The sequence below is a fragment of the Mangrovicoccus sp. HB161399 genome (genome assembly GCF_013184745.1).
Taxonomy (GTDB): Bacteria; Pseudomonadota; Alphaproteobacteria; order Rhodobacterales; family Rhodobacteraceae; genus Mangrovicoccus.
Window position 1 is genome coordinate 82,755 of the sequence record NZ_JAATVU010000020.1, and the last position, 21,719, is coordinate 104,473.

General features: G+C 69.1%; 24 protein-coding genes. 13 read left to right on the forward strand and 11 right to left on the reverse strand.

Features of this window, described 5'->3' with window-relative positions; genetic code table 11:
- The first annotated feature begins 47 nt into the window (after positions 1-47).
- Entirely contained in the window at positions 48-989 is a 942-nt protein-coding gene (locus tag HCC78_RS13395) for an L-threonylcarbamoyladenylate synthase (RefSeq protein ID WP_172329289.1), read from the forward strand.
- A gap of 631 nt (positions 990-1,620) precedes the next feature.
- Here the strand turns inward: HCC78_RS13395 and HCC78_RS13400 are convergent.
- Complete coding sequence (locus tag HCC78_RS13400) at positions 1,621-1,866, reverse strand: accessory factor UbiK family protein (protein WP_172329290.1); 246 nt, start codon at positions 1,864-1,866, stop codon at positions 1,621-1,623.
- 150 nt (positions 1,867-2,016) lie between these two features.
- Here HCC78_RS13400 and lgt point away from each other — a divergent pair, with 150 nt between their 5' ends.
- The 3 genes from lgt to pgeF are packed head-to-tail and all read left to right on the forward strand — an operon-like array spanning position 2,017 to position 4,726.
- A complete protein-coding gene (lgt, locus tag HCC78_RS13405; protein ID WP_172329291.1) occupies positions 2,017-2,907 on the forward strand; it encodes a prolipoprotein diacylglyceryl transferase in 891 nt (296 codons plus the stop codon).
- Positions 2,904-3,974, forward strand: coding sequence for a class I SAM-dependent methyltransferase (locus HCC78_RS13410; protein ID WP_172329292.1), 1,071 nt, complete (start codon positions 2,904-2,906; stop codon positions 3,972-3,974). Before lgt ends, HCC78_RS13410 begins: the two co-directional genes overlap by 4 nt.
- Entirely contained in the window at positions 3,965-4,726 is a 762-nt protein-coding gene (gene pgeF, locus HCC78_RS13415; RefSeq protein ID WP_172329293.1) for a peptidoglycan editing factor PgeF, read from the forward strand. The genes HCC78_RS13410 and pgeF overlap by 10 nt, the downstream gene beginning before the upstream one ends.
- Before the next feature lie 166 nt (positions 4,727-4,892).
- Here the strand turns inward: pgeF and HCC78_RS13420 are convergent, their stop codons facing one another.
- Positions 4,893-5,393, reverse strand: coding sequence for an Lrp/AsnC family transcriptional regulator (locus tag HCC78_RS13420; RefSeq protein WP_172329294.1), 501 nt, complete (start codon positions 5,391-5,393; stop codon positions 4,893-4,895).
- A 216-nt stretch (positions 5,394-5,609) separates the two neighbouring features.
- On the opposite strand from HCC78_RS13420, the gene trxB reads away from it, so the two are divergent.
- A complete protein-coding gene (gene trxB, locus HCC78_RS13425; RefSeq protein ID WP_172329295.1) occupies positions 5,610-6,554 on the forward strand; it encodes a thioredoxin-disulfide reductase in 945 nt (314 codons plus the stop codon).
- A gap of 256 nt (positions 6,555-6,810) precedes the next feature.
- Complete coding sequence (locus tag HCC78_RS13430) at positions 6,811-7,026, forward strand: hypothetical protein (RefSeq protein WP_172329296.1); 216 nt, start codon at positions 6,811-6,813, stop codon at positions 7,024-7,026.
- A 29-nt stretch (positions 7,027-7,055) separates the two neighbouring features.
- Here the strand turns inward: HCC78_RS13430 and HCC78_RS13435 are convergent, their stop codons facing one another.
- Positions 7,056-7,295: a DUF1150 family protein gene (locus HCC78_RS13435; RefSeq protein WP_172329297.1), complete on the reverse strand. Its 240-nt coding sequence runs from the start codon at positions 7,293-7,295 to the stop codon at positions 7,056-7,058.
- A gap of 5 nt (positions 7,296-7,300) precedes the next feature.
- Entirely contained in the window at positions 7,301-7,714 is a 414-nt protein-coding gene (locus HCC78_RS13440; protein WP_172329298.1) for an Hsp20 family protein, read from the reverse strand.
- A 167-nt stretch (positions 7,715-7,881) separates the two neighbouring features.
- Here HCC78_RS13440 and HCC78_RS13445 point away from each other — a divergent pair, with 167 nt between their 5' ends.
- From HCC78_RS13445 to HCC78_RS13455, 3 genes are all read left to right on the forward strand, one after another.
- The gene (locus HCC78_RS13445) at positions 7,882-8,100 is read left to right on the forward strand and encodes a YdcH family protein (RefSeq protein ID WP_172329299.1); all 219 of its coding nucleotides are present in this window, start codon (positions 7,882-7,884) and stop codon (positions 8,098-8,100) included.
- Between the two features lie 125 nt (positions 8,101-8,225).
- Complete coding sequence (gene purE / locus HCC78_RS13450) at positions 8,226-8,732, forward strand: 5-(carboxyamino)imidazole ribonucleotide mutase (RefSeq protein WP_172329318.1); 507 nt, start codon at positions 8,226-8,228, stop codon at positions 8,730-8,732.
- The gene (locus HCC78_RS13455; protein WP_172329300.1) at positions 8,725-9,804 is read left to right on the forward strand and encodes a 5-(carboxyamino)imidazole ribonucleotide synthase; all 1,080 of its coding nucleotides are present in this window, start codon (positions 8,725-8,727) and stop codon (positions 9,802-9,804) included. The genes purE and HCC78_RS13455 overlap by 8 nt, the downstream gene beginning before the upstream one ends.
- Positions 9,805-9,834: 30 nt before the next feature.
- On the opposite strand, the gene HCC78_RS13460 is transcribed toward HCC78_RS13455, so the two are convergent.
- Positions 9,835-10,320, reverse strand: coding sequence for a GNAT family N-acetyltransferase (locus HCC78_RS13460; RefSeq protein WP_172329301.1), 486 nt, complete (start codon positions 10,318-10,320; stop codon positions 9,835-9,837).
- Positions 10,321-10,523: 203 nt separating this feature from the next.
- Here HCC78_RS13460 and HCC78_RS13465 point away from each other — a divergent pair, with 203 nt between their 5' ends.
- Positions 10,524-11,564, forward strand: a complete 1,041-nt coding sequence (locus HCC78_RS13465) for a CAP domain-containing protein (protein ID WP_172329302.1) — start codon at positions 10,524-10,526, stop codon at positions 11,562-11,564.
- A 38-nt stretch (positions 11,565-11,602) separates the two neighbouring features.
- Here the strand turns inward: HCC78_RS13465 and HCC78_RS13470 are convergent, their stop codons facing one another.
- The 4 genes from HCC78_RS13470 to HCC78_RS13485 are packed head-to-tail and all read right to left on the reverse strand — an operon-like array spanning position 11,603 to position 15,639.
- On the reverse strand, positions 11,603-12,331 hold the full coding sequence (locus HCC78_RS13470) for a proteasome-type protease (RefSeq protein WP_172329303.1): 729 nt from the start codon (positions 12,329-12,331) through the stop codon (positions 11,603-11,605).
- A 45-nt stretch (positions 12,332-12,376) separates the two neighbouring features.
- A complete protein-coding gene (locus HCC78_RS13475; RefSeq protein WP_172329304.1) occupies positions 12,377-13,240 on the reverse strand; it encodes a transglutaminase family protein in 864 nt (287 codons plus the stop codon).
- A gap of 19 nt (positions 13,241-13,259) precedes the next feature.
- Positions 13,260-14,213, reverse strand: a complete 954-nt coding sequence (locus HCC78_RS13480; RefSeq protein ID WP_172329305.1) for an alpha-E domain-containing protein — start codon at positions 14,211-14,213, stop codon at positions 13,260-13,262.
- A gap of 10 nt (positions 14,214-14,223) precedes the next feature.
- A complete protein-coding gene (locus HCC78_RS13485) occupies positions 14,224-15,639 on the reverse strand; it encodes a circularly permuted type 2 ATP-grasp protein (protein ID WP_172329306.1) in 1,416 nt (471 codons plus the stop codon).
- A 194-nt stretch (positions 15,640-15,833) separates the two neighbouring features.
- On the opposite strand from HCC78_RS13485, the gene HCC78_RS13490 reads away from it, so the two are divergent.
- Positions 15,834-17,432: a sulfotransferase gene (locus HCC78_RS13490; protein ID WP_172329307.1), complete on the forward strand. Its 1,599-nt coding sequence runs from the start codon at positions 15,834-15,836 to the stop codon at positions 17,430-17,432.
- Positions 17,433-17,448: 16 nt separating this feature from the next.
- On the opposite strand, the gene HCC78_RS13495 is transcribed toward HCC78_RS13490, so the two are convergent.
- Positions 17,449-18,141, reverse strand: coding sequence for a rhomboid family intramembrane serine protease (locus HCC78_RS13495; RefSeq protein WP_172329308.1), 693 nt, complete (start codon positions 18,139-18,141; stop codon positions 17,449-17,451).
- Positions 18,142-18,230: 89 nt separating this feature from the next.
- Between HCC78_RS13495 and trpS the strand changes: the two genes are divergently transcribed.
- Positions 18,231-19,280 carry a tryptophan--tRNA ligase gene (gene trpS, locus HCC78_RS13500; protein ID WP_172329309.1) on the forward strand — a complete coding sequence of 350 codons (1,050 nt, stop codon included), beginning with the start codon at positions 18,231-18,233 and terminating at the stop codon, positions 19,278-19,280.
- Positions 19,281-19,298: 18 nt separating this feature from the next.
- Here trpS and HCC78_RS13505 read toward each other — a convergent pair whose 3' ends face one another.
- On the reverse strand, positions 19,299-20,201 hold the full coding sequence (locus HCC78_RS13505; protein WP_172329310.1) for a hypothetical protein: 903 nt from the start codon (positions 20,199-20,201) through the stop codon (positions 19,299-19,301).
- Between the two features lie 260 nt (positions 20,202-20,461).
- Here HCC78_RS13505 and HCC78_RS13510 point away from each other — a divergent pair, with 260 nt between their 5' ends.
- Positions 20,462-21,340, forward strand: coding sequence for a branched-chain amino acid aminotransferase (locus HCC78_RS13510; RefSeq protein WP_172329311.1), 879 nt, complete (start codon positions 20,462-20,464; stop codon positions 21,338-21,340).
- Positions 21,341-21,719 lie beyond the last annotated feature (379 nt).

Below are 21,719 nucleotides of genomic sequence, written 5' to 3' on the forward strand. Positions count from 1 at the left end.
CCCCGTTCCGGCCGTGCAACCGGAACGCCACGTTACGGATCCCGCCCATGACGCAACGGCTTCTTCCCGATGAACCAGGCATCGCCGCAGCCGCCAGGCTGCTGCAGGAGGGCGCCTGCGTGGCCTTCCCGACGGAAACCGTCTACGGGCTCGGCGCCAATGCGCTGGACGACGGTGCCGTTGCGGGCATCTACGCTGCCAAGGGCCGGCCCAGCTTCAATCCGCTGATCACCCATCTGGCCGGGGCCGCCGATGCCGCGCGCTTTGCCGAGGTCCCGGCCGCGGCGGAACGGCTGGAGCGGTTCTGGCCCGGCCCGCTGACTCTGGTCCTGCCCTTGCGGGACGATGCCGGGATCGCGCCGCGGGTGCTGGCCGGGCATCGCAGCATCGCGCTGAGGGTGCCCGCACATCCGCTGGCCCGCAAGCTGCTGAAAGCCTCCGGGCTGCCGCTGGCGGCGCCCTCGGCCAATCCCTCCGGGCGGATCAGCCCGACCACGGCGCAGCACGTGCTGGAGGGGCTCGACGGACGGATCGCCGCCGTGCTCGATGGCGGGCCCTGCCAGGTGGGCGTGGAGTCGACGATCCTCGACCTGACCGGGCCGCCGCGGCTGCTGCGCGCGGGCGGCGTGCCCGCCGAGGCGCTGGAGGAGGCGCTGGGAACGGCGCTGATCCGCGCCGAAGGCGAGGTGAGCGAGGCCCCGGTTGCGCCGGGCATGCTGTCGAGCCATTACGCGCCGCGCGCAGGCGTGCGGCTGAACGTGACCGAGCCGCTGCCGGGCGAGACGCTGCTGGGCTTCGGGCCGGTGAAGTCGGACTGGACGCTGTCGGAGAGCGGCGATCTGGACGAGGCAGCGGCCAATCTCTTCACCAGGCTGCACCAGATGGATGCCGCCGGGGTGCGCGCCATCGCCGTCGCGCCGATCCCGGGCGAGGGGCTGGGCCTCGCCATCAACGACCGGCTGGCCAGAGCGGCCGCGCCGCGGGACTGACCCTGCACTGGCCGCATTTCCCCGCAGCAACAGGGACGGCATGGCGCCGGAGCGGCCGTGAAAGGCAATGTGCCGGGGGAAAGCGGGAACATGGCCAACGGGCCGGGCCGCGCGATATGCGACCGGAAGGTCTGAACCTTGCGCCTGCGTCGTGCCGGGCTGCGCCACGGATCGGCCAGGGCAACGCCCTCGCCGGTTCGCCTGCCGGATGCGCGATTGCCGTGCAGAAATCCGCCATGCCGTGCGGCTTCCATCCGAAAATCCCCGGCGACCGGGGCCGCGCTGTCTTCGTCCGGTCGGCAGGATGCGACGGCAAGCACCTGACGGGGCCACGACATCGGCGCCCGCGACGGATACCAGCCGCTGCGGCCCGCACCGGGCCGCAGCGACATTCCGTTCTGCGAGGGTCCGGAAAGACCGGCTTTGCCCGGCGCCCCGGCCTCGCCCGCTACGGTGTCGGCTGGAACGCGCCGTCCAACCTCCCGAAAGCACGCTCCGGGTCCGCAGGCTCATCCGGCGGCACCGCCATCCGGGCACCGGCGCAACGGCAGGGCATTGCCGACCGCGGGCGCGAACGTGCGCCCGGGCGGCGGCACGCCGGGCGGACGCACCGCCGGGCGCAGGCGAAGGATCAGCCCTTCGCGGCTTCCAGCGCGTCGAGACGGGCCTTCAGCGCCTCGTTCTCCTCGCGGGCCTTCTGCGCCATGGCGCGGACGGCATCGAATTCCTCGCGGGTGACGAAATCGCGGTCGGCCAGCCAGCGGTCGATCATGCCCTTCATGGCGGTCTCGGCCTCGTCCTTTGCGCCCTGGGCCACGCCCATCGCGTTGGTCATCAGCTGGGACAGGTCGTCGAAGATGCGGTTGCGGGTCTGCATGGGAACCTCTGATCTCGGGTGATTTGCACGAACACTCCCCATCACATGTAGGGGAGTCCGCCCGCGGGGAAAAGGCGTCGCACCGCCGCCGCGCCGCCGCGCGCGAGGAACCGCGTTGACTTGGGGGGCGCGGGCTTCCATCAGGCGGCCATGCTGCTCGCGATTCCCTTTCCCGATCTCTCCCCCGAGATCTTCTCCTTCGAGATCGGCGGCTTTGCCTTTGCGCTCCGCTGGTACGCGCTCGCCTATATCGCCGGCCTCCTGGCCGGCCTGTTCATCATCCGCCGCGCGGTCAGCCGCCCGCCGCTCTGGCCGGAGGGCCGCCCGCCGATGGGGCCGGACCTGGCCGAGGCGATGCTGACCTGGGTGATCCTCGGCGTGATCCTCGGCGGCCGGCTGGGCTTCGTGCTGTTCTACCAGCCTTCCTGGTACCTGGCCCACCCGGCCGAGGTCCTGAAGCTCTGGCAGGGCGGCATGTCCTTCCATGGCGGGCTGCTCGGCGTTGCCATCGCCGGGCTGCTGTTCTGCCGACGCTACAAGGTGCCGGTCGCCTCGGTCGCGGACTGCATGGCGCTGGCCGTGACGCCGGGGCTGTTCCTCGGGCGGATCGCGAATTTCATCAATGCCGAACTCTGGGGCCGCCCGACGGATGTCCCGTGGGGCGTGATCTTCCCCGGCTACGAGGCCCAGTCCTGCGCCACCGCCACCGAGGCCTGCGCGCGCCATCCCTCGCAGCTCTACGAGGCGGGGCTGGAGGGACTGCTGCTCGGCACAGCCATCTGGTTCGTCGCCGTCAAGCTGCGCTGGCTGCGCTCGCCCGGCCGGGTCGCGGGGCTGTTCTTCACCGGCTACGGCGCGGCGCGGGTCTTCGTCGAGAACTTCCGCCAGGCCGATGCCCAGTTCATCACCCCGGACAATCCCTGGGGCCATGTAATCCGGATCGGCGACTGGGGCCTGACCCAGGGCCAGACGCTGTCCCTGCCGATGCTCCTGCTCGGACTCGCGATCCTCGCGGTGACGCTGCGCCGCCCGAAGGCATGACGCCGCTGGGCGATCTCCTGCTGCGCCGCATCGCGGCCGGGGGGCCGATCTCGGTGGCCGAGTACATGGCCGACTGCCTGCTGCATCCCGAGCACGGCTACTATACCGCGCGCGAGCCCTTCGGCGCGCAGGGCGATTTCACCACCGCCCCCGAAATCAGCCAGCTTTTCGGCGAGATGGCCGGGCTCTGGCTGGCCCAGGCCTGGATCGACCGCGGCCGCCCCGCCCCGTTCTGCCTGGCCGAGCTCGGGCCGGGACGCGGCACGCTGATGGCCGATATCTGGCGCGTGGCCCGCGCGGTGCCGGGCTTCCGCGAAGCGGCCCGGATCCTGCTGGTGGAAGCCTCGCCGAAACTGCGCCGCCTGCAGGCCGCGGCGCTCGCCGATGCCGCGCCAAGATGGGCGGACCGGGCCGAGGACCTGCCGGACCTGCCGCTGTTCCTCGTCGCCAACGAATTTTTCGACGCGCTGCCGATCCGGCAGTTCGTCCGCGATCCGGGCGGCTGGCGGGAGCGCCAGGTCGGAGCGCAGGACGGCAGGCTGGCTTTCGGGCTCGGCCCCGCCGCGCCGATCGCCGCGCTGGACCGCCGGCTGGACGACACCGCCCCCGGCGAGGTGGTCGAGATCTGCCCCGCCCTGCCCGCCATCGCCGGCGAGGTCGCCCGGCGCATCCGCGCCCATGGCGGCGCGGCCCTGTTCGTCGACTACGGCGGCTGGCATTCGCGCGGCGACACGCTGCAGGCGGTGCGGCGCCACGGCCGCGCCGATCCGCTGGACGATCCCGGCGAGGCCGACCTGACCGCACATGTCGATTTCGAGGCGCTGGCGCGCGCCGCGGAGGGCTGCGCGGTCTCGGCGCTTGTGCCGCAGGGGGTGTTTCTGGAGCGGCTCGGCATCACCGAACGCGCGCAGGCACTGGCCCGCGGCCTCTCCGGCGCGCGGCTGGACAGCCATGTCGCGGCACATCGGCGCTTGACCCATCCCGGCGAAATGGGAACGGTATTCAAGACGCTCGGCATCGCTTCCGCAGGAAGCGTCCCGCTCCCCGGACTGCATCCATGGCCCTAGAAATAATCACTTCCGATCTGCTCTCCCCCGTCCGCCACGGCTTCTTCACCCGCAAGGGCGGCGCCTCCTCCGGCATCTATTCGGGGCTGAACTGCGGATTCGGGTCATCGGACCAGTCGGAGGTCGTGAAGATCAACCGCACGCGCGCCGCCGGTGCGCTGGACGCCCATGCCGAGGACATCGCCGCGGTCAGCCAGGTGCATTCGGCCACCGCCATCACCGTCGACGCGCCGACCTCGAAACCGCTCGCCGAAGCGGACGGGATCGCCACCGCGACGCCCGGCGTGGTGCTGATGATCCTGACCGCCGACTGCGCGCCGGTTCTTTTCGCAGATGCAGAATCCGGCGTGGTCGCGGCGGCCCATGCGGGCTGGCGCGGCGCGATCGGCGGAGTGCTGGAAGCGACCCTGGACGCGATGGAATCGCTCGGCGCGAAACGCGGCTCCGTCCGCGCGGTGATCGGCCCGACGATCAGCCAGGCCGCCTACGAGGTCGGGCAGGAATTCCTGGAACGCTTCCTCGACGAGGACCCGGCCTACCAGCGGTTCTTTGCCGGCGGAAAAGCGGCGGACAAGTACCAGTTCGACCTGCCGGGCTTTGCCGCGCACCGGCTGCGCGAGGCGGGAATCGGCGAGGCGGAATGGTCCCGCCACTGCACCTACAGCGACCCGTCGCGCTTCTTCTCGTTCCGCCGAAGCTTTCATCAGCGCGAAGCGGATTATGGGCGGCTGGCGGCCGGAATCCGACTTTAGGGTCACGTTTTCCACCACACCGGGCAATCCATTCTGCAACGCAGAAAATTTTCGCTTGATGGAAACGATTATCCGTACCATACAAACAGTGTGGTTGGTGACGAGTACGTGGTCACGAGTTTCGGGCCGGTACCTGAGGGTGCCGGCCCTTTCGTTTTTACGGTGCTCAGGCGCTCTTGCTCAGCCGCTCCTCCAGCACTTCGAAGGGCACGCCGGGCTCTTCCTTCGCGGAGCGGATCACCAGCGAGGTCTTTACACTGGCAACGTTCGCCGCCGCGGTCAGATCGCTCATGAGGAAGCTGTGGAAGGTCGACAGGTCGGGCGCGACGCATTTCAGGATGAAATCGACCTCGCCGTTGAGCATGTGGCATTCGCGGACCAGCGGCCAGTCGCGGCATTTCTGCTCGAAGGCGGACAGGTCGGACTCGGCCTGCGACTCCAGCCCGACCATGGCGAAGACCTGGACCTCGAACCCGAGTTCCCGGCTGTCCACCTGGGCATGGTAGCCGCGGATGTAGCCGCTCTCCTCCAGCGTCCGCATCCGGCGCAGGCAGGGCGGCGCCGAGATGCCCACCCGCTTGGCCAGCTCCACGTTTGTCATGCGTCCATCGGACTGAAGCTCCGCAAGTATCTTACGGTCGATCGGGTCAAGCTTGGATCCGGCCATCTCGTCACTCTCCTTTGCGATGCCAACCTAGAAAAAACCGGGAAGGCGCGCAATATTATTTCTTCATGGGCGAAGATTCTATGGATTAATTCCAATATCTCCGCGCCATCTTTTCTTCGCACGCTAACATGACAGGGCTGCAATGGCGGGGGTTCCCTAGCGGTTCCATCGCGCCTATATGGCCAGCCGCAGCCAGAAAAACGGGGTGGACCGACCATGGGCGACACGAAACACAGCAAGGTACTGATCATCGGCTCGGGACCGGCCGGCTACACGGCAGCCGTATATTCTGCGCGCGCCATGCTCAACCCCGTTCTGGTGCAGGGCCTGCAGCCGGGCGGCCAGCTCACCATCACCACCGATGTCGAGAACTGGCCCGGCGAAGCCTCGATCATGGGCCCCGACCTGATGGTCAAGATGGAAGCCCATGCAAGCGAGATGGGGGCCGAGATCGTCTCGGACTACATCACCTCGCTCGATCTGTCCAAGCGCCCCTTCACCGCCCAGTCCGACAGCGGCACGGTCTATACCGCCGACGCGCTGATCCTGGCGACCGGCGCCCAGGCCCGCTGGCTGGGCCTGCCCTCGGAAGAGAAGTTCAAGGGCTTCGGTGTCTCCGCCTGCGCGACCTGCGACGGGTTCTTCTACCGCGGCAAGGAGGTCGTGGTGATCGGCGGCGGAAACACCGCCGTGGAAGAGGCGCTGTTCCTCACCAATTTCGCCTCCAAGGTGACGCTGGTGCACCGCCGCGACTCGCTGCGGGCGGAAAAGATCCTGCAGGACCGGCTGTTCAAGAACCCCAAGGTCGAGGTCCTGTGGAACCACTCGATCGAGGAAGTGACCGGCACCGAGAACCCGCTGGGCGTCGAAGCGGTGCGCGCCAAGCACGTGGAGACCGGCGAGATCACCGAAATCCCCTGCGCGGGCTTCTTCGTGGCGATCGGCCATGCGCCGGCCTCCGAACTGGTCAAGAACCAGCTGGAAACCCATCACGGCGGCTACGTGAAGACCGTTCCGGGCAGCGCCGCGACCTCGATCCCCGGCGTCTTCGCCGCGGGCGACCTGACCGACCATGTCTACCGCCAGGCGGTGACCTCGGCCGGCATGGGCTGCATGGCCGCGCTGGAGGCCGAGCGCTTCCTCGCGGAAAACGAGGGCTGATCCTGCCCCGCGCTCCGGAACCGGCAGCGGTTCCGGAGCCTGCAGGGCCCGGCAGTTTCCGCAACGGAATGGCGGGGATGCTAACTTCTCCGAAGCAATCCTGGCCCTAACCTGCTATGCGGATGCTCGGGGAAGGGGAAGATCCGTGACGGCCATGACGACGCATATTGCTCCGCTTCTGGCGGCTGCAGCGTGGCTTGCCCTTTGGTGCAGCCCCCCGGCGGCTGCAACGCTGGGGCAAGGCGGCGGAACATGCGTGTTCGGCTGCGCCCCCTCGCCCGTCCAGGAAGAGGCAGACATCTCGCCGGACATCGGCGATCCGGGCCTCGGCAGCTCGATCATGGACGGCACCTTCGGCATTCCGCAGGACAGCTACCTTCCGCAGCCCGCCCCGTTCGACCCCGATCCCAAGCCCCGCCCGGTGCCGGGCGAGCTGGTTCCGGCCATGCCCGCGCCGCTGCAGCCCGAGTAGCCCCGGCCCCGCGGCGCAGGCTTCCGGCCTCAGTTGACGTAGACCGGCGTCAGGTCGTTCTGGCGCGCCAGGATGAAGGCGAGCTTCTGGTCGCGGACGATGGCCAGCCGGTCGCCGTTCGGCGCGTGGACGGAATAGGGCGCCGGAATGTCCGCCGTCGCGTCCTGCAGCTCGGCCGGAAGGGTCGACTTGTCGACCGCCCGCACATAGACGGTCTTCGGCCCCCGGAACTCCGGTTTCGGTGCGTGGATTTCCCTCGGTTCGGCCATGATGCTCACCCCTTGTTGATCTCGATCCGCTGGATCACGTTCTCCAGCTCGGGCCGGGACAGGTCGATATGCAGAAGCCCGTGCTCCATCGAGGCGCTGCGGACCTCCACGCCGTCCGCCAGAACGAAGCTGCGCTGGAACTGGCGCCCGGCAATGCCGCGGTGCAGGAAGACCCGCTCGCTCGGATCGTCGCTCAGCCGCCCGCGGACCACCAGCTGGCGGTCCTCGACGGTGATCGACAGGTCGTCCTCGCTGAACCCGGCGACGGCCAGGGTGATGCGGTAGGACCGGTCGGAAGTCTGTTCGATATTGTAGGGCGGGTAGCCCTCGTTGCCGCTCTTGGCGGTGCGTTCCACCAGCCGCTCCAGCTGCTCGAAGCCCAGCAGGAACGGATGCGTCCCCAGTGTCGTCTTGGTCATGTCTCGTCCTTGGATAAAGCGACGGATGCGCGGCCCCTTGCGGCGGCCTGCCTGAATCATATGGGGACGAACGGGGCCCATGCAAGCGCGCCCGCCACGAGGCGCTTCCCAGACGCTGTTTCCTCCGCTATATTGGACGCTACCAGTTCCTGGATTACGGGTTTAGCATGAACGCGCACATTGAAATGACCGAAGAGGAAGTTCTGAAGGTCAAGATCGAAGTGCTGCGCCGCGAGCATCGCGATCTCGACCATGCGATTGCCGCCCTCGAAGATACCGGCCGGGCCGACCAGCTGGCGCTGCGCCGCTTCAAGAAGCAGAAGCTCGCGCTGAAGGACCAGATCCAGCGGATCGAGGACCGGCTCTACCCCGACATCATCGCCTGACCGCGCCTGACCGCCCCGGACGCGGGAGGAGCGCGGATCCGGCGCAAGCGTCCGCCCGAGCGGTGCAGTTCCCTGTTTTCAGCCTCCCGCGAAGCCGCTATATGCCGGGCTTCGTGCAGCAGGCGATGCGAGGTGGAGCGGTGACGGACAAGGTTGAGGTCGGAATCATCATGGGCAGCCAGTCGGACTGGCCGACCATGAAGCTGGCAGCGGACATTCTCGACGAGCTGGGCATCGCCTACGAGACCCGGATCGTCTCGGCGCACCGCACCCCCGACCGGCTCTGGGCCTACGGCAAGGAAGCCGCCGGGCGCGGGCTGAAGGTGATCATCGCGGGCGCCGGCGGCGCGGCGCACCTGCCGGGCATGATGGCCTCCAAGACCTGGGTCCCGGTGGTCGGCGTGCCGATCCAGACCCGCGCGCTCTCGGGCGTCGACAGCCTCTATTCCATCGTCCAGATGCCCAAGGGCTTCCCGGTCGCGACCATGGCGATCGGCGCGGCGGGCGGCGCCAATGCCGGGCTGATGGCGGCGGGCATCCTCGCCACCTCGAACCCCGGCATCGCCGAGCGGCTGACCGCCTGGCGCGAGGCGCTCTCGGCTTCGATCCCGGAGGTGCCGGTCGATGAGTGACGCGCCCCTCGCCCCCGGATCGACCATCGGCATCCTCGGCGGCGGCCAGCTCGGCCGCATGCTGGCCCTGGCCGCGGCCCGTCTCGGCCTGAAATGCCACATCTACGAACCGGCCGCGGACTGTCCTGCCGCGCAGGTCGCCGACCGCCACACCGCGGCGTCCTATGACGACGCCGCCGCGCTGGAAGCCTTCGGCAAGTCGGTCGACGTCATCACCTACGAGTTCGAGAACATCCCGACGGCGGCGCTCGACCTGCTCGGCGGGCTGGCGCCGATCCGCCCCGGCCGCCGCGCGCTGGAAGTCTCGCAGGACCGGCTGACCGAGAAGTCCTTCCTGGAGGGTCTCGGCCTCGCCACCGCGCCCTTCGCCGACATTCCCGACCTGGCGGCGCTGGAAGCCGCGCTGGCGGAGATCGGCACGCCCGCGATCCTGAAGACACGCCGCTTCGGCTATGACGGCAAGGGCCAGGTCCGCATCAAGGACCCGTCCGAGGCCGCCGAGGCCTTCGCCGCGCTGAAGGGCGCGCCCGCGATCCTCGAAGGCTTCGTCAAATTCTCCTGCGAGATCTCGGTGATCGGCGCGCGCGGCACCGACGGCGCCGTCGCCTGCTACGATCCCGGCGAGAACGTCCATCTCGACGGCATCCTGCACACCACCACCGTGCCCGCGAAGATCCCGGCGCGGCTGCGCACCGACGCGGTTCTGCTGGCGGGCCGCATCCTGTCGGCGCTCGACTATGTCGGCGTCATGGGGGTGGAGCTCTTCGCCACGCCCTCGGGGCTTGTCGTCAACGAGATCGCGCCGCGCGTCCACAATTCCGGCCACTGGACCCAGACCGGCTGTTCGATCTGCCAGTTCGAGCAGCACGTCCGCGCCGTCGCGGGCTGGCCGCTGGGCCGCGCCGAGCGCCACAGCGATGTCGAGATGCTGAACCTGATCGGCGACGACGTGCTGAAGGTGCAGGAATTTGCCGCCGACGGCGCGACGGCAATCCACCTCTACGGCAAGGCCGAAGCCCGGCCGGGCCGCAAGATGGGCCATGTGAACCGCATCCTGCCCGCCCAGGGCTGAGGCGCGCCCGGCAGGGCCGCCGCGGCCCTGTCAGACCTCCTCGAAGGGCCGCGGATAGCGCAGCGCCACCGAGGCCGAGGCGGTTGCCGGATCGATCGGATAGAGGCCGGTATACTGCTCTGGATAGGGGCTCGCCAGCTGGGCGGGCCCGCCGAAGACGAAGCCGAAGCGGCGGTAATAGAGCGGATTGCCGACCACCACGACCGCCGCCGCCCTTGACTGCCGCGCCTCGTCCAGCCCGTAGCGCACCAGCTCGCTGCCGATTCCCTGGTTCTGGTGAGCGCTGCTCACCGAGACCGGCGCCAGTGCCCACCACCCCGTCGGCACGTCGAGCTGCGAGAAGCACACATGGCCCACGATGCGGCCGTCCATGATCCCCACCAGTTCCAGCGCCACCGCGCCTGCATCGCGCAGCGCCTCGATGAGCCTGTGCTCGTTGTTCTGGCCGAAGGTCGACACGACCAGCACGCTGATTTCGGTACGATCCTCGGGCCGCACCCGCCTGATCTGGAGCACTGTATGGCCTTTCGAAAAATTACTGATCCGTTGTGCACGGCGTTTGCCTGCGAAAGCAAGTGTTCTGCAGCGCCGCTCCGGCGACCGCGACACCGGGTCCCTGCCCCGCCCCGACCAGAATACCGCTGACGGGCGGGCACCGATCGCGCTAGGAAGGACGTGGAGCGCCGCGCGGGCCCGCGGCGGAGGAGCGGGAGACCCGGATGCAGATCGCCGACACGCTGGAACTCGAGCTTTTCGGCCTCGTGAACGCCGCCCGGCTGGCCGAAGGGCTGGACGCGCTGGCGCTGGAACGCAACCTCAACGAATCCGCCGCGATCTACAGCGGCGTGCTGCTGGAAACCGGCACGTTCAGCCATACCGGCCCGGACGGCACCACCCCGAGAGAGCGGATCGCCGCCGCCGACTTCGACCTGGCGGCGCCCTGGGGCACCGGCGAGAACCTGGGCGTGCGCACCGCCGACGAGGAGGGCCAGAGCCTCTCGGAGGTGCTGGAACTGGTCTTCGACGCCCTGATGGCCAGCACCAGCCACCGCGAAAACATCCTCGATCCGGATTTCGAGCTGATCGGTCTCGGCATCGAGATCGCCCCCTATGCCCAGTTCGACGACCGGGTCTCTCTGATGGTGACGCAGCATTTCGGCTATACCGAGGGCACTGCCGCCCTGCAGGTCATGGGAAGCGACGCCTCGGAAACCATCGCGGGCGGCAACGGCGACGACTACCTCGACGGCGGCGCGGGCTTCGACACGCTCGCGGGCGGACACGGCGACGACGAACTCCTCGGCGGCCATGGCGGCGACGAGCTGCGCGGCGGACGGGGCGAGGACACGCTGGCCGGCGGACGCGGTCCGGACCGGCTGCTCGGCCATGGCGACGACGACCTGCTGATCGGCGGCGCGGGCTGGGACCAGCTGAAGGGCGGCAGCGGCGACGACTACCTGCGCGGCGGGATCGGCGGCGACCGGCTGATCGGCGGGGACGGAGAGGACACGCTGAAGGGCGGCCACGGGCCCGACACGTTCATCTTCGAGGACGGGTTCGGCCGGGACCTGGTGCTCGATTTCACCGCCGAGGACCGGCTGCGCTTCGCCTCGGCGCTGGCAACGGATGCCTCCGGAGTCGCGGCGGCAGCTGCGGACAGCGCCGCCGGGCTGGTGCTGCAATTCGGCGAGGATGCCGTCACGCTGCGCGGCATCCACGATTTCGCCGAAATCGCGGACCACCTCATGTTCGTCGCCTGACCGGCGCAGGGCGTCCCGCGCCGGGCGGGACGCGGCGCTCAGATCACCACTTCGGTGAAGGCCTGGCGCAGCGCGTTCGACCAGGCGGTGCTCATCTCACGGAAAGTCGGATCATCCGCCTCGATGCGCCGGTACTCGGTCACCTGGCAGGCATCGGTCTCGATCACCATCATGTCGAGCGGCATGCCCACCGACAGGTTCGAGCGCAGCGTCGAGTCCATGCTCAGCAGCACCGCCTTCTTGGCATCGGCCAAAGGCGTGTCCGTCGTCACCACCCGGTCGAGGATCGGCTTGCCGTACTTGTGCTCGCCGATCTGCAGGAAGGGCGTGTCCTCGGTGGCCTCTATGAAATTTCCCTCGGGGTAGACCAGGAACAGGCGCATCTCGCCGCCCTTGCGCTGCCCCGCGACGATCATCGAGGCCGAGGCGGTCGCCTGGCTCATCCGCTCCAGCTTGGCTGTGATGTCGGCGCGCACGTCCGATAGGACCTGCCCGACGATCTCGGCCACGTCGAGCATGGTGCGCGCCTTCAGGATCGAGGACTTCTCGTCCGCCTCCGGGTCGTCCGCCATCTCGCGCAGCCGCGCGATGGCCGTCTGGGTCACCGACAGGCTGCCTGCCGTGAGGATCGCGATCACGCGCTCACCGGGCACCTCGAAGGCAAAGCTCTTGCGGTAGCAGGCGATGTTGTCCAGCCCCGCATTCGTTCTCGTGTCGCTCAGAAGGACGATGCCCGCCTTCAGCAGCAGCCCCACGCAGTAAGTCATGTTACCCCCGGAGATCGTGATCCCGATCCTTTGATCGGAGGCCTTCTACTGCTCCGTTCCCGCTACGTCCAGTGCCACGGCATGCGCCCCGGCCCCCATGCCGAGCGCAACCGCGCGGACCGGCATGGCGTCATGGCCGTCGCGCCCCGAGCACAGCCGCACATAGGCTTCGTCCGGGCAGCATTCCTCCATCGGATCGAAGCCGACCCAGCCCATGCCATCGACCCAGATCTCGGCCCAGGCATGCGCCGACCACAGGCCCGACACCGTCGCGCCGACCTGGTCCTCGGCCTCGACCTCGATCTCGAACTCGGCGCTGTTGCGCATGTAGTAGCCGTAGACGAAGCGGGCCGGCAGGCCGAGCGAATGGGCCGCGGCGATCAGCAGGTGGGCGTAATCCGCCGCCCCGCCCTTGCCGGCCTCCAAAGCCTCGGCCGCGGTCATCAGCTCCCTGGCCGGCTCGCGGTTCTTGCTCATCGCGCCGGTGACGGCCTGGGCCAGGTTGTGCGCCCGGTCGAGCCCCTTCGCCTCGGCGACGCCCGCCACCGCCTCGGCGGCCAGCGCGTTGATCGCGGCATCGGCGCGGACCATGCGGGTCGAGGTCTGGTAGGCGATCGGCGGGACCTTCTCCTTCAGGTCGCGCACCACGCCGAGAGTGTCGAAGGTCTGGACCTCGCCCTTGATCTCCACCACGACCTCGGACACCTCGCCGGGCGAGGAGAAGGTCACGGTGCGGTCGCCCGCCCCGTCGGTGAATTCGGCGCCGGTGATGGCATCGGCGACCGAGACGTCCCAGCTCAGCACCTTCTGGCTGGCGCAGTCGGTCGGGTAGGTGCGCAGGCTCTGCAGCAGGCGGCGGCGCGGCGGGTCGAAGCGGGTGACGATCCGGTGCGAAACGGTCAGTTTCATGTCTTGTCCCTTTCTCCGCTCACATCACGCTGCCGCGGAGATAGCAGCTGTGCACGGCGTTCCCCAGATCGGCCATCTCGCGCATGTAGCGCTCGAGGAATTCGTGGAGCCCCTCATCGAAGATGCCGGTGACCTGGGTCTCCAGCAGCTCCGCCAGCAGGGCGCGCGCCTTGGTCTGCGCCTCGGTCGACTTGCCGTAGCTGCGGGCCAGGCGGTCGAGATGGTCGTTGACCCCCTGCACCGCGGCCAGGATGGACCGCGGGCATTGCGGGTTGAGGATCAGCATGTCGAGGATCTTGGCCGCGGTCGTCTCGCCGCCATAGGCCCAGTGGAAGGCCCGGTGCATCTGCATCGCGCGCAGGATCACCGTCCACTGGTAGTTGTCGAGACCCGAGCCGACGAAGCCCGCATCCGGCAGCAGCACGTAGTATTTCACGTCGAGGAGGCGCGCGGTGTTGTCGGCCCGCTCGATCAGGTAGCCGAGGTTGAGGAAGTCGTAGCCGTCGTTCCTCAGCATCGTCGCCGCCATGGCGCCCTGCACCAGCGCAGTCTGCCGCGTGGTCCATTCGGTCATTTCCGAGATGTCCATCTCGCTGCGCGGGCGGCGCTGGTATTCCTTCATCTCCTGGTAGGCGACGTTCAGCGCGTCCCAGACAGGCGAGGTCAGTGCGGTGCGCACGATCCGCGCGTTCTCCCGCGCCTGCAGCAGGCAGGAGAAGACCGAGGAGGGGTTCTCCTGGTCGAAGAACAGGTAGGAGACGAGGTTGCGCTCCACCGTGTCCTTGTACTTGCGCCCGAACCCGTCCGCCGTGCCCGAGGCCTGCAGGATCGAGTCCCATTCGTTGCGGTATCCGTCCACCGCGTCGGGCATCAGCCGCATCCGCGTGCCCAGCTCCACCAGGCGCGCCATGGTGTCGGCGCGCTCGAGATAGCGCGCCATCCAGTAAAGGTTCTCTGCCGTCCGGCTCAGCATTGGTCTTTCCTCACTCCGCCAGGACCCAGGTGTCCTTGACCCCGCCGCCCTGCGACGAGTTCACCACCAGCGAGCCCTCGGTCAGCGCCACGCGGGTCAGCCCGCCCGGCACCAGCTCGATCGTGTCGCCCACCAGGCAGTAGGGGCGCAGGTCGACATGGCGCGGCGCCACCCCGTCCTTGACGAAGGTCGGGCAGGTCGACAGCGACAGCGTCGGCTGCGCGATGTAGTTGTCGGGCCGCTCGCGTATCTTGTGGGCGAAGGCCTCGATCTCGCCCTTGGAGGCGCGCGGGCCGATCAGCATGCCGTAGCCGCCCGAGCCGTGGACTTCCTTGATCACCAGATCCTCGAGATTGGCCATCACATAGGCAAAATCCTCGGGGATCGCGCATTGCCAGGTCGGCACGTTCTGCAGGATCGGCTCCTCGCCGAGATAGAAGCGCACCATCTCGGGGACGAAGGTGTAGATCGCCTTGTCGTCGGCCACGCCCGCGCCGGGGGCGGAGCAGATCTGCACGCCGCCCGAGCGGTAGACGTTCATGAGGCCGGGGATGCCCAGCATGGAGTCGGGCCGGAAGCACAGCGGATCGAGGAAGCTGTCGTCGATCCGGCGGTAGATCACGTCCACCTTCTTCGGCCCCTGGGTGGTGCGCATCCAGCAGAAGTCGCCCTCGACATACAGATCCGCGCCCTCGACCAGTTCCACGCCCATCAGGTCGGCGAGGAAGCTGTGCTCGTAATAGGCGGAGTTGAAATGGCCGGGCGTCAGGATGACCACGGTCGGGTCGCTGTCGCATTTCGCCGGCGCCACCGAGGCCAGCGTCTTGCGCAGGAGGTCGGGATAGCGCTCCACCGGGGCGATGCGGTTGCCGCGGAACAGGTCCGGGAACATGCGCATCATGATCTCGCGGTTCTCCAGCATGTAGGAGACGCCGGACGGCGTGCGGCAGTTGTCCTCGAGAACGTAGAAGTCGTCCGGCCCGGTGCGGACCAGGTCGATGCCGACGATGTGGCTGTAGACGTTCTTCGAGGGCTTGATGCCGCAGACGGCCTTTTCGAAGGCTTCGTTCTGGTAGACCAGCCGCGCCGGGATCTTGCCCGCTCGGACGATCTCGCCGCGGTTGTAGACATCGCAGAGGAAGGCGTTGAGCGCGCGGGCCCGCTGCTTGATGCCGCGCTCCAGCCGCGCCCATTCGCCATGCGTGAAGACCCGCGGAAACATGTCGAACGGAATCAGCCGGTCCGGATCGCCGCCCTCGCCGTAGACGGCAAAGGTGATCCCGATCCTCCGGAACAGCGCCTCGGCCTCGGCCTGCTTGAGGTTGCGCAGTTCCTGCGGCATGTCCCGCTGCCAGGATTCGAGATTGGCGTAGGGCAGGCGGATTTCGCTGCCGTCATACATCTCGTTGAAATACGTCGTGCTCATCAGAACCCTCTATCCCTCGCCCAATGCGTGGCACGCGTGACCGGGGAGTAAAAGCTGCGAGATTGCCTCATGTCGGCAATTCCCAGGTTTTGCACAATATTTCATCACATGATGCCCCTCTCGGCAAAAGCCATGCGGAAAACCCCCGTTAACCATTCCGGGCTAGACGCTTCAGGGAAAAGGAGACGCGGCGGATGGCTCGCAAGGCAAGGGAAAAGGCGAAGCGGCGCTTCCGGGATGGCCCGCCGCCGGGCCCGGACCCGGCCGGAACCGTCCTGCGCTGCGGCCGGGCGCTGGCCCTCGACCCCGCCGACGGACCCGCCGCGGCCGCGCTGGCCGCGCTTTCTGACGCGGACTGCAATCTGGTCCGGTCGCGGGCCGCGGCACTGGCGGGCGCAGGCGATCTGGGCACCGCGCTGGCGCTGCTGCTGCCCCTGGCCCATGCCCGCCCCACCGATGCGGAGGCCGCCGCCATGGCCGCCCGGGCGCTGATCCTCTCCGGGCGGCCCGGCCCGGCGCTGGAACTGGCCCGCGCCGCGCTGGAAACCAGCCCCGGCCTGCCGGAGCTGATGTCGGCCAAGGGCGCAGCGCTGCACCGGCTGGGCCGCTTCGCCGAGGCGGCGGAGGCGCTGGCGGCGGGCGCCGGCGATGCCGATACGCTCAACCTGCTGGGCCGCTGCCGCGAAGTGACCGGCGACCTCGCCGGGGCGGAGGCCGCCTTCCGGCAGGCCGCGGCCATTCCGGGCGCGCCCGGGCAGGTATGGCACAATCTCGCCGGCCATGTCGATTTCGCCCGCGACGGGGCCTGCCTTGCCGCGCTCGGCACGGCCCGTGCCGCCGCCCCGGCCTCCGAGGCGGCGATGTTCGACCTGGCGCTCTCCAAGGCGCTGTCCGACCGCGGCAAGGCGGAGGAAAGCTTCGCCATGCTCGCCCGCGCCAATGCCGCGATTGCCGCCGCCCTGCCGCCCGGGCTGCCGGCCCGCCGCCGCGCCGCCATCGCCGCCGCCCTGCCCCGCGCCGCGGAGCTGCAGCCGGTGCCGCCGCCGCCCGGAGCGCCGCGGGCGCTGCTGATCGTCGGCATGCCGCGCTCGGGCACCTCGCTGGCCGAGCAGATCCTGGCGCGCCATCCTCAGGTCGCCGCGGGCGGCGAGATGGTCGCGATGGAGGCCGCGCTGGCGCCGCTGCTGAAGGAACCGCGCCGCTGGCCACCGGAGGCCTCGGCCGCCTTTGCCGCAAGCTACCGTGCCGCCATCGCCGCCGCGGCCGGGAACGCGTCCGCCGCCACCGACAAGATGCCGGCCAACGCCTATCTCGCCGGCCACGCGCTCGCCGCCCTGCCGGAGGTCCGGGTCATCTGGATGCGGCGCCACCCGATGGCGGCGGGCTTCTCCTGCTTCCGCACCCATTTCGGCGCGAAACAGGCGTGGTCCTACAGGCTCGCCGAGATCGCCGAGGAGTTCCGCGCCACCGAAACCGCGATGGACGGCTGGCGCGCCGCGCATCCCGGCCGCATCCATGAATGCCTGTTCGAGCGGCTGGCCGCCGACCCCGCCACGCAGATCGCCCGGCTGCTGGACTTCTGCGGACTGGACCCGGATCCCGCCTGCTTCGGCAGCGCCGACAGCGGCGCGCCGGTGCGCACCGCCTCCGCGCGCCAGGCCCGCGGCCCGATCCGCAGCAGCGGAACAGACACCTGGCGGGTCCATGAGGCGGAGCTCGCCGTCCTTGCGGAGCTGCTCGCCTCCGAGATCCGCGCGCACGAGGCCCGGCTGCAGGCCGCTGCCGGGACCTGAGCCCCGGCAGCGGCCCTCAGCGGTTGCGCAGGCGGTCGCGCAGCCGCGCCCAGCCGCCCGGCACGAAGAGGAAGGACAGACCGAAGCCGCAGGCAAAGCCCGCGATATCCGCCACCCAGTCGTTGCGCGCCCCGAAGAGCGCGCCGAAGACCAGCTGCGCGCCCAGGAGGAACGCGATCAGCTGGAAGGCCCGCATCTGGCTTTCGCCCACCGCCTTCTGGCGCACCCATTGCATGAAGGTGAAGCCGCCGATCAGCCCGTAGACCCCCGGAAAGGCGCCGATCAGCGGGAAGGTCTCGTTCAGAAGGAGCCCGTAGGCCAGCGCGCCGCCGACCGAGGCGCCGAAGAAGATCGCCAGCACCGCGATGTTGCCGAAGGCCTCGCCCACCATCTTGCCGATCGCCAGGATGAAGACGCAGGCCATCACCGCCTGCACGAAGCTGACATGCAGCAGCGGATAGGTGACGAACTGCGACAGCAGCTCCGGCGGGAAGCGGTGGTTGGTCAGCATCCAGTCGAAGGCCTGGCCGTAGAAGGCGAAATGCTCCAGCGCCCGCAGGCGCAGCCCCAGGCCGGCCCCGCCGCCGCCGATGATGCCCCGGTCCGCCAGGCTGAACAGGCACTCGATGCCGAAGATCACCACTGCCAGAGCAGTCACCGAGGCGGGCAGCGGGTTGACGGCGGAAGGCGGGCGCGGACGGGAGGACATGCAGGGACTCCGGGAACGATTGACCAAGGGCAGGCCCACGGATAAGCGACCCCTGCCTAACATTCCATGCCCAAAGGAGGCAAAATCCCATGGATGCGGTCCAAACGCCATCCGAAGGCCCTGCAGGTAGCGCCGGCTTCACCCCGCGCGTGTTTTCCGGCATCCAGCCCTCGGGACACCTGACCCTCGGCAACTACCTGGGCGCGCTGAAGCGCTTCGGGGAGATGCAGGAGGAGGACTACGAGACGATCTACTGCATCGTCGACCTCCACGCGATCACCGTCTGGCAGGATCCCGACAAGCTGCGCGACGCGACGCGGATGCTGACCGCGGGCTTCATCGCCACCGGCGTCGATCCTGCCAAGTCGATCCTGTTCAACCAGTCCGGGGTGCCCGAGCACACCCAGCTGGCCTGGATCTTCAACTGCGTGGCGCGGATGGGCTGGCTGAACCGCATGACCCAGTTCAAGGACAAGTCCGGCAAGAACCGCGACAGCGCCTCGACCGGGCTCTTCGTCTATCCGAACCTGATGTCCGCCGACATCCTGGTCTACCACGCCACCCATGTTCCGGTGGGAGAGGACCAGAAGCAGCATGTCGAGCTGGCGCGCGATACCGCGATCAAGTTCAACACGGACTATGGCGTCGACTTCTTCCCGATCCCGGAACCGGTGATCGAGGGCTCGGCGACCCGCGTCATGTCCCTGCGCGACGGCACAAAGAAGATGTCGAAGAGCGATCCCTCGGACATGAGCCGGATCAACCTGACCGATGACGCCGACGCCATCGCCCAGAAGATCCGCAAGGCCAAGACCGATCCCGAGGCCCTGCCCTCCGAGGTCGGCGGGCTGGACGGCCGCGCCGAGGCAAAGAACCTGGTCAACATCTACGCGGCGCTGTCCGGCACGACCCCGGCGGCCGTCCTGGCCGAAGTCGGCGGGCTGCAGTTCTCGGAATTCAAGCCGAAGCTCGCGGATCTGGCCGTGTCGAAACTCTCGCCGATCTCCGGCGAGATGGCGCGGCTGATGCAGGACAAGGGCGAGATCGACCGCATCCTCGCCGAGGGCTCGGCCCGCGCCCGCGAGGTCGCGCATCCGATCCTAAAGAAGGTCTACGACATCGTGGGCATGGTCGGCTGACCGGCCGCGCCGGGTCCGTCAATGGACCCGGCGCGTCCAGAGCATGCCGAGGCTCGCCTCCGGATCCTCCCGGAGGCCGAGCGCGAAGAAATCCGCCGAGGCATTCCCCGCCAGCGTCGTCCAGACCTCGTCGCAATGCGCCGGGCGCAGGTTGACCATCCGCGAGGCCGTGCCCGCCTGCCGCAGCTCCTGCGGGGCGTCCGTCTCGGCCAGCACCGCCGCATAGAGCCGGGCCGCCGCGGCCACCGCCGCATTCCCGGCCTCCGCCTGCCCCTTGGCATACTCTTCCAGCCGCTCCAGCGCCGCCGCGCGGTAGCCGTCGAAGAAGGCCGGGCTGATCGCAGCGGCGCCCTGCCCCATCTGCTTCAGATAGGCCATGCACAGATCGCCGTGCAGCTTGTCGATAACCCGGTCCGGGCCGATGTTGATCCGCTGCGGCATCAGCCGCGTGTTGCCGCAGATCAGCTTCAGCGCGTTCAGCAGCGGCTCCGCCCGGACATCCTCCGAGGCGCTGCACAGGCCCGCCAGCCGCGGCGCCAGGCCGAGATTGCAGTAATGCGCCGCATCCACCTTGCGGAAGGCGGTCGCGGGAAGGTCCAGCATGCTGCCGTCGGTCTTGGCGAAGACCTGGTCCCAGCCCTCGTCGCGGCGCAGCCCGGCATCGACCTGGTGGGTGGCTGCGACCGCCACCAGCCCGGCCCAGTCCCCCGCGGGCAGCTTCAGCACGTGCATCAGGATGCGGAAGGTGTAGAGGAACAGGAAGAAATGCCGGATGCGCTCCTTGGTGTGGCCGACGATCGCCTCGCGCAGCGTGCCCGCCAGCACGACCGCCCCCGGACTAGGCTCCATGTGCTCGCGCGCGGTCTTGCGGCGCTTGGCCGGCGCCTCCCCTGCATCGTCCAGCCTGCGTTTTCCCGGCATCTGCCTGCGCTCCTCCTGCCGGACCGCAGCCGCGGGCCGGTCCCGGCGCATGGCCCCCGCCCCGGGCCCGCCCGCTCCTGAACACCGCTCACGCTCTGCCGGGGCGGCGTCCGCCCCCGCATCCGGCCGGACACGCCGACGACGCTACACCGGACGCCCGGCGCCACAAAGGCCGAACTTGCCGGGACGGCCCCGGCCCGCGGCTTGCATCCCGCGGCAGCCGGGTCCATGGGTATCGGCGGCAGACGCAGGAGTCCCCCATGGCCATCAGCAAAGAGATCCGCACCTATTTCAACGGCACCTGGCACGAAGGCGATGTCGCGGTCATGCGCGCGGCGGATCACGGCGCCTGGCTGGCCTCCACCGTCTTCGACGGCGCGCGCTACGTGGACGGCATGGCGCCCGACCTGCTGGCGCATTGCGAGCGCGTGAACCGCTCGGCCAAGGCGCTGCTGCTGGAGCCGACCCATTCCGCCGCGGAGATCATGCGCCTCGCGCTCGAAGGCTGCGCGCTGTTCCCCGAAGGCTCCGCCATCTACATCCGCCCGATGTACTGGGGCATCGACGGCAACGAGACCGCAGTCCAGCCCGACGGCTCGGCGGGCTTCGCGATCTGCCTAGAGACCGTGCCGATGGCTCCGCCGGAAGCCGCGCAGCGCCTGACCACCACGCGCTTCCGCCGCCCGACGCTGGAGGTCGCGGTCTGCAACGCCAAGGCGGGCTGCCTCTATCCGAACAACGGCCGGATGCTGGCCGAGGCGCGGTCCAAGGGCTACGACAACGCGCTGGTGACCGATGCCGCAGGCAACGTCGCCGAGACCGCAACCGCCAACGTCTTCATGGTCAAGGACGGCGAGGTCTACACGCCGATCGCCAACGGCACCTTCCTGTCGGGGATCACGCGGGCCCGCCACATCGCCAACCTGCGCGCCGACGGCGTCAAGGTCCGCGAGGCCGTGCTGACCTATGACGACATCCGCGGCGCCGACGAGGTGTTCCTCTCGGGCAACCTCAACAAGGTGACCCCGGTCAGCGAATTCGACGGCACCTTCTACAAGCACGGCCCGGTGACGAAGCGCGTGCTGCAGCTCTACTGGGACTGGGCCAAGGCCGACGCGGCGGCGACCGTTCCGGCGTGACCTGAGCGGCGGGCGCGGCTAACGTGGCGGGACATTGATCCCGCCTGATGTCCGCCGGAGCCCGCCATTTCCCGCCCCGAGCCCGTTTCCGTGAATGCCACCCCCGGCGCGGCCGATGCCTCCGCCCTTGCCGGAACGGCCTTCTCGCTGATCGTCAGCTTGGTCGGGGCGCTTCTGGCGGTGCTGGCCCTGCCGGATTGAATGCCGCCCTTGCTGGGATGGCCGGCCGGGCTCTGCATCCTGATGCTGGGCGGCGCCTTCGCACCGAATGAACTGACCCCAGCGAGTGGTCCGGGTCAAATGCTAATGCATGGTCGGCCTTCGATCTACTGGAATGAAGACCTCGGGCGCGGGCGCCCGATATCCGAGGGCACTATGC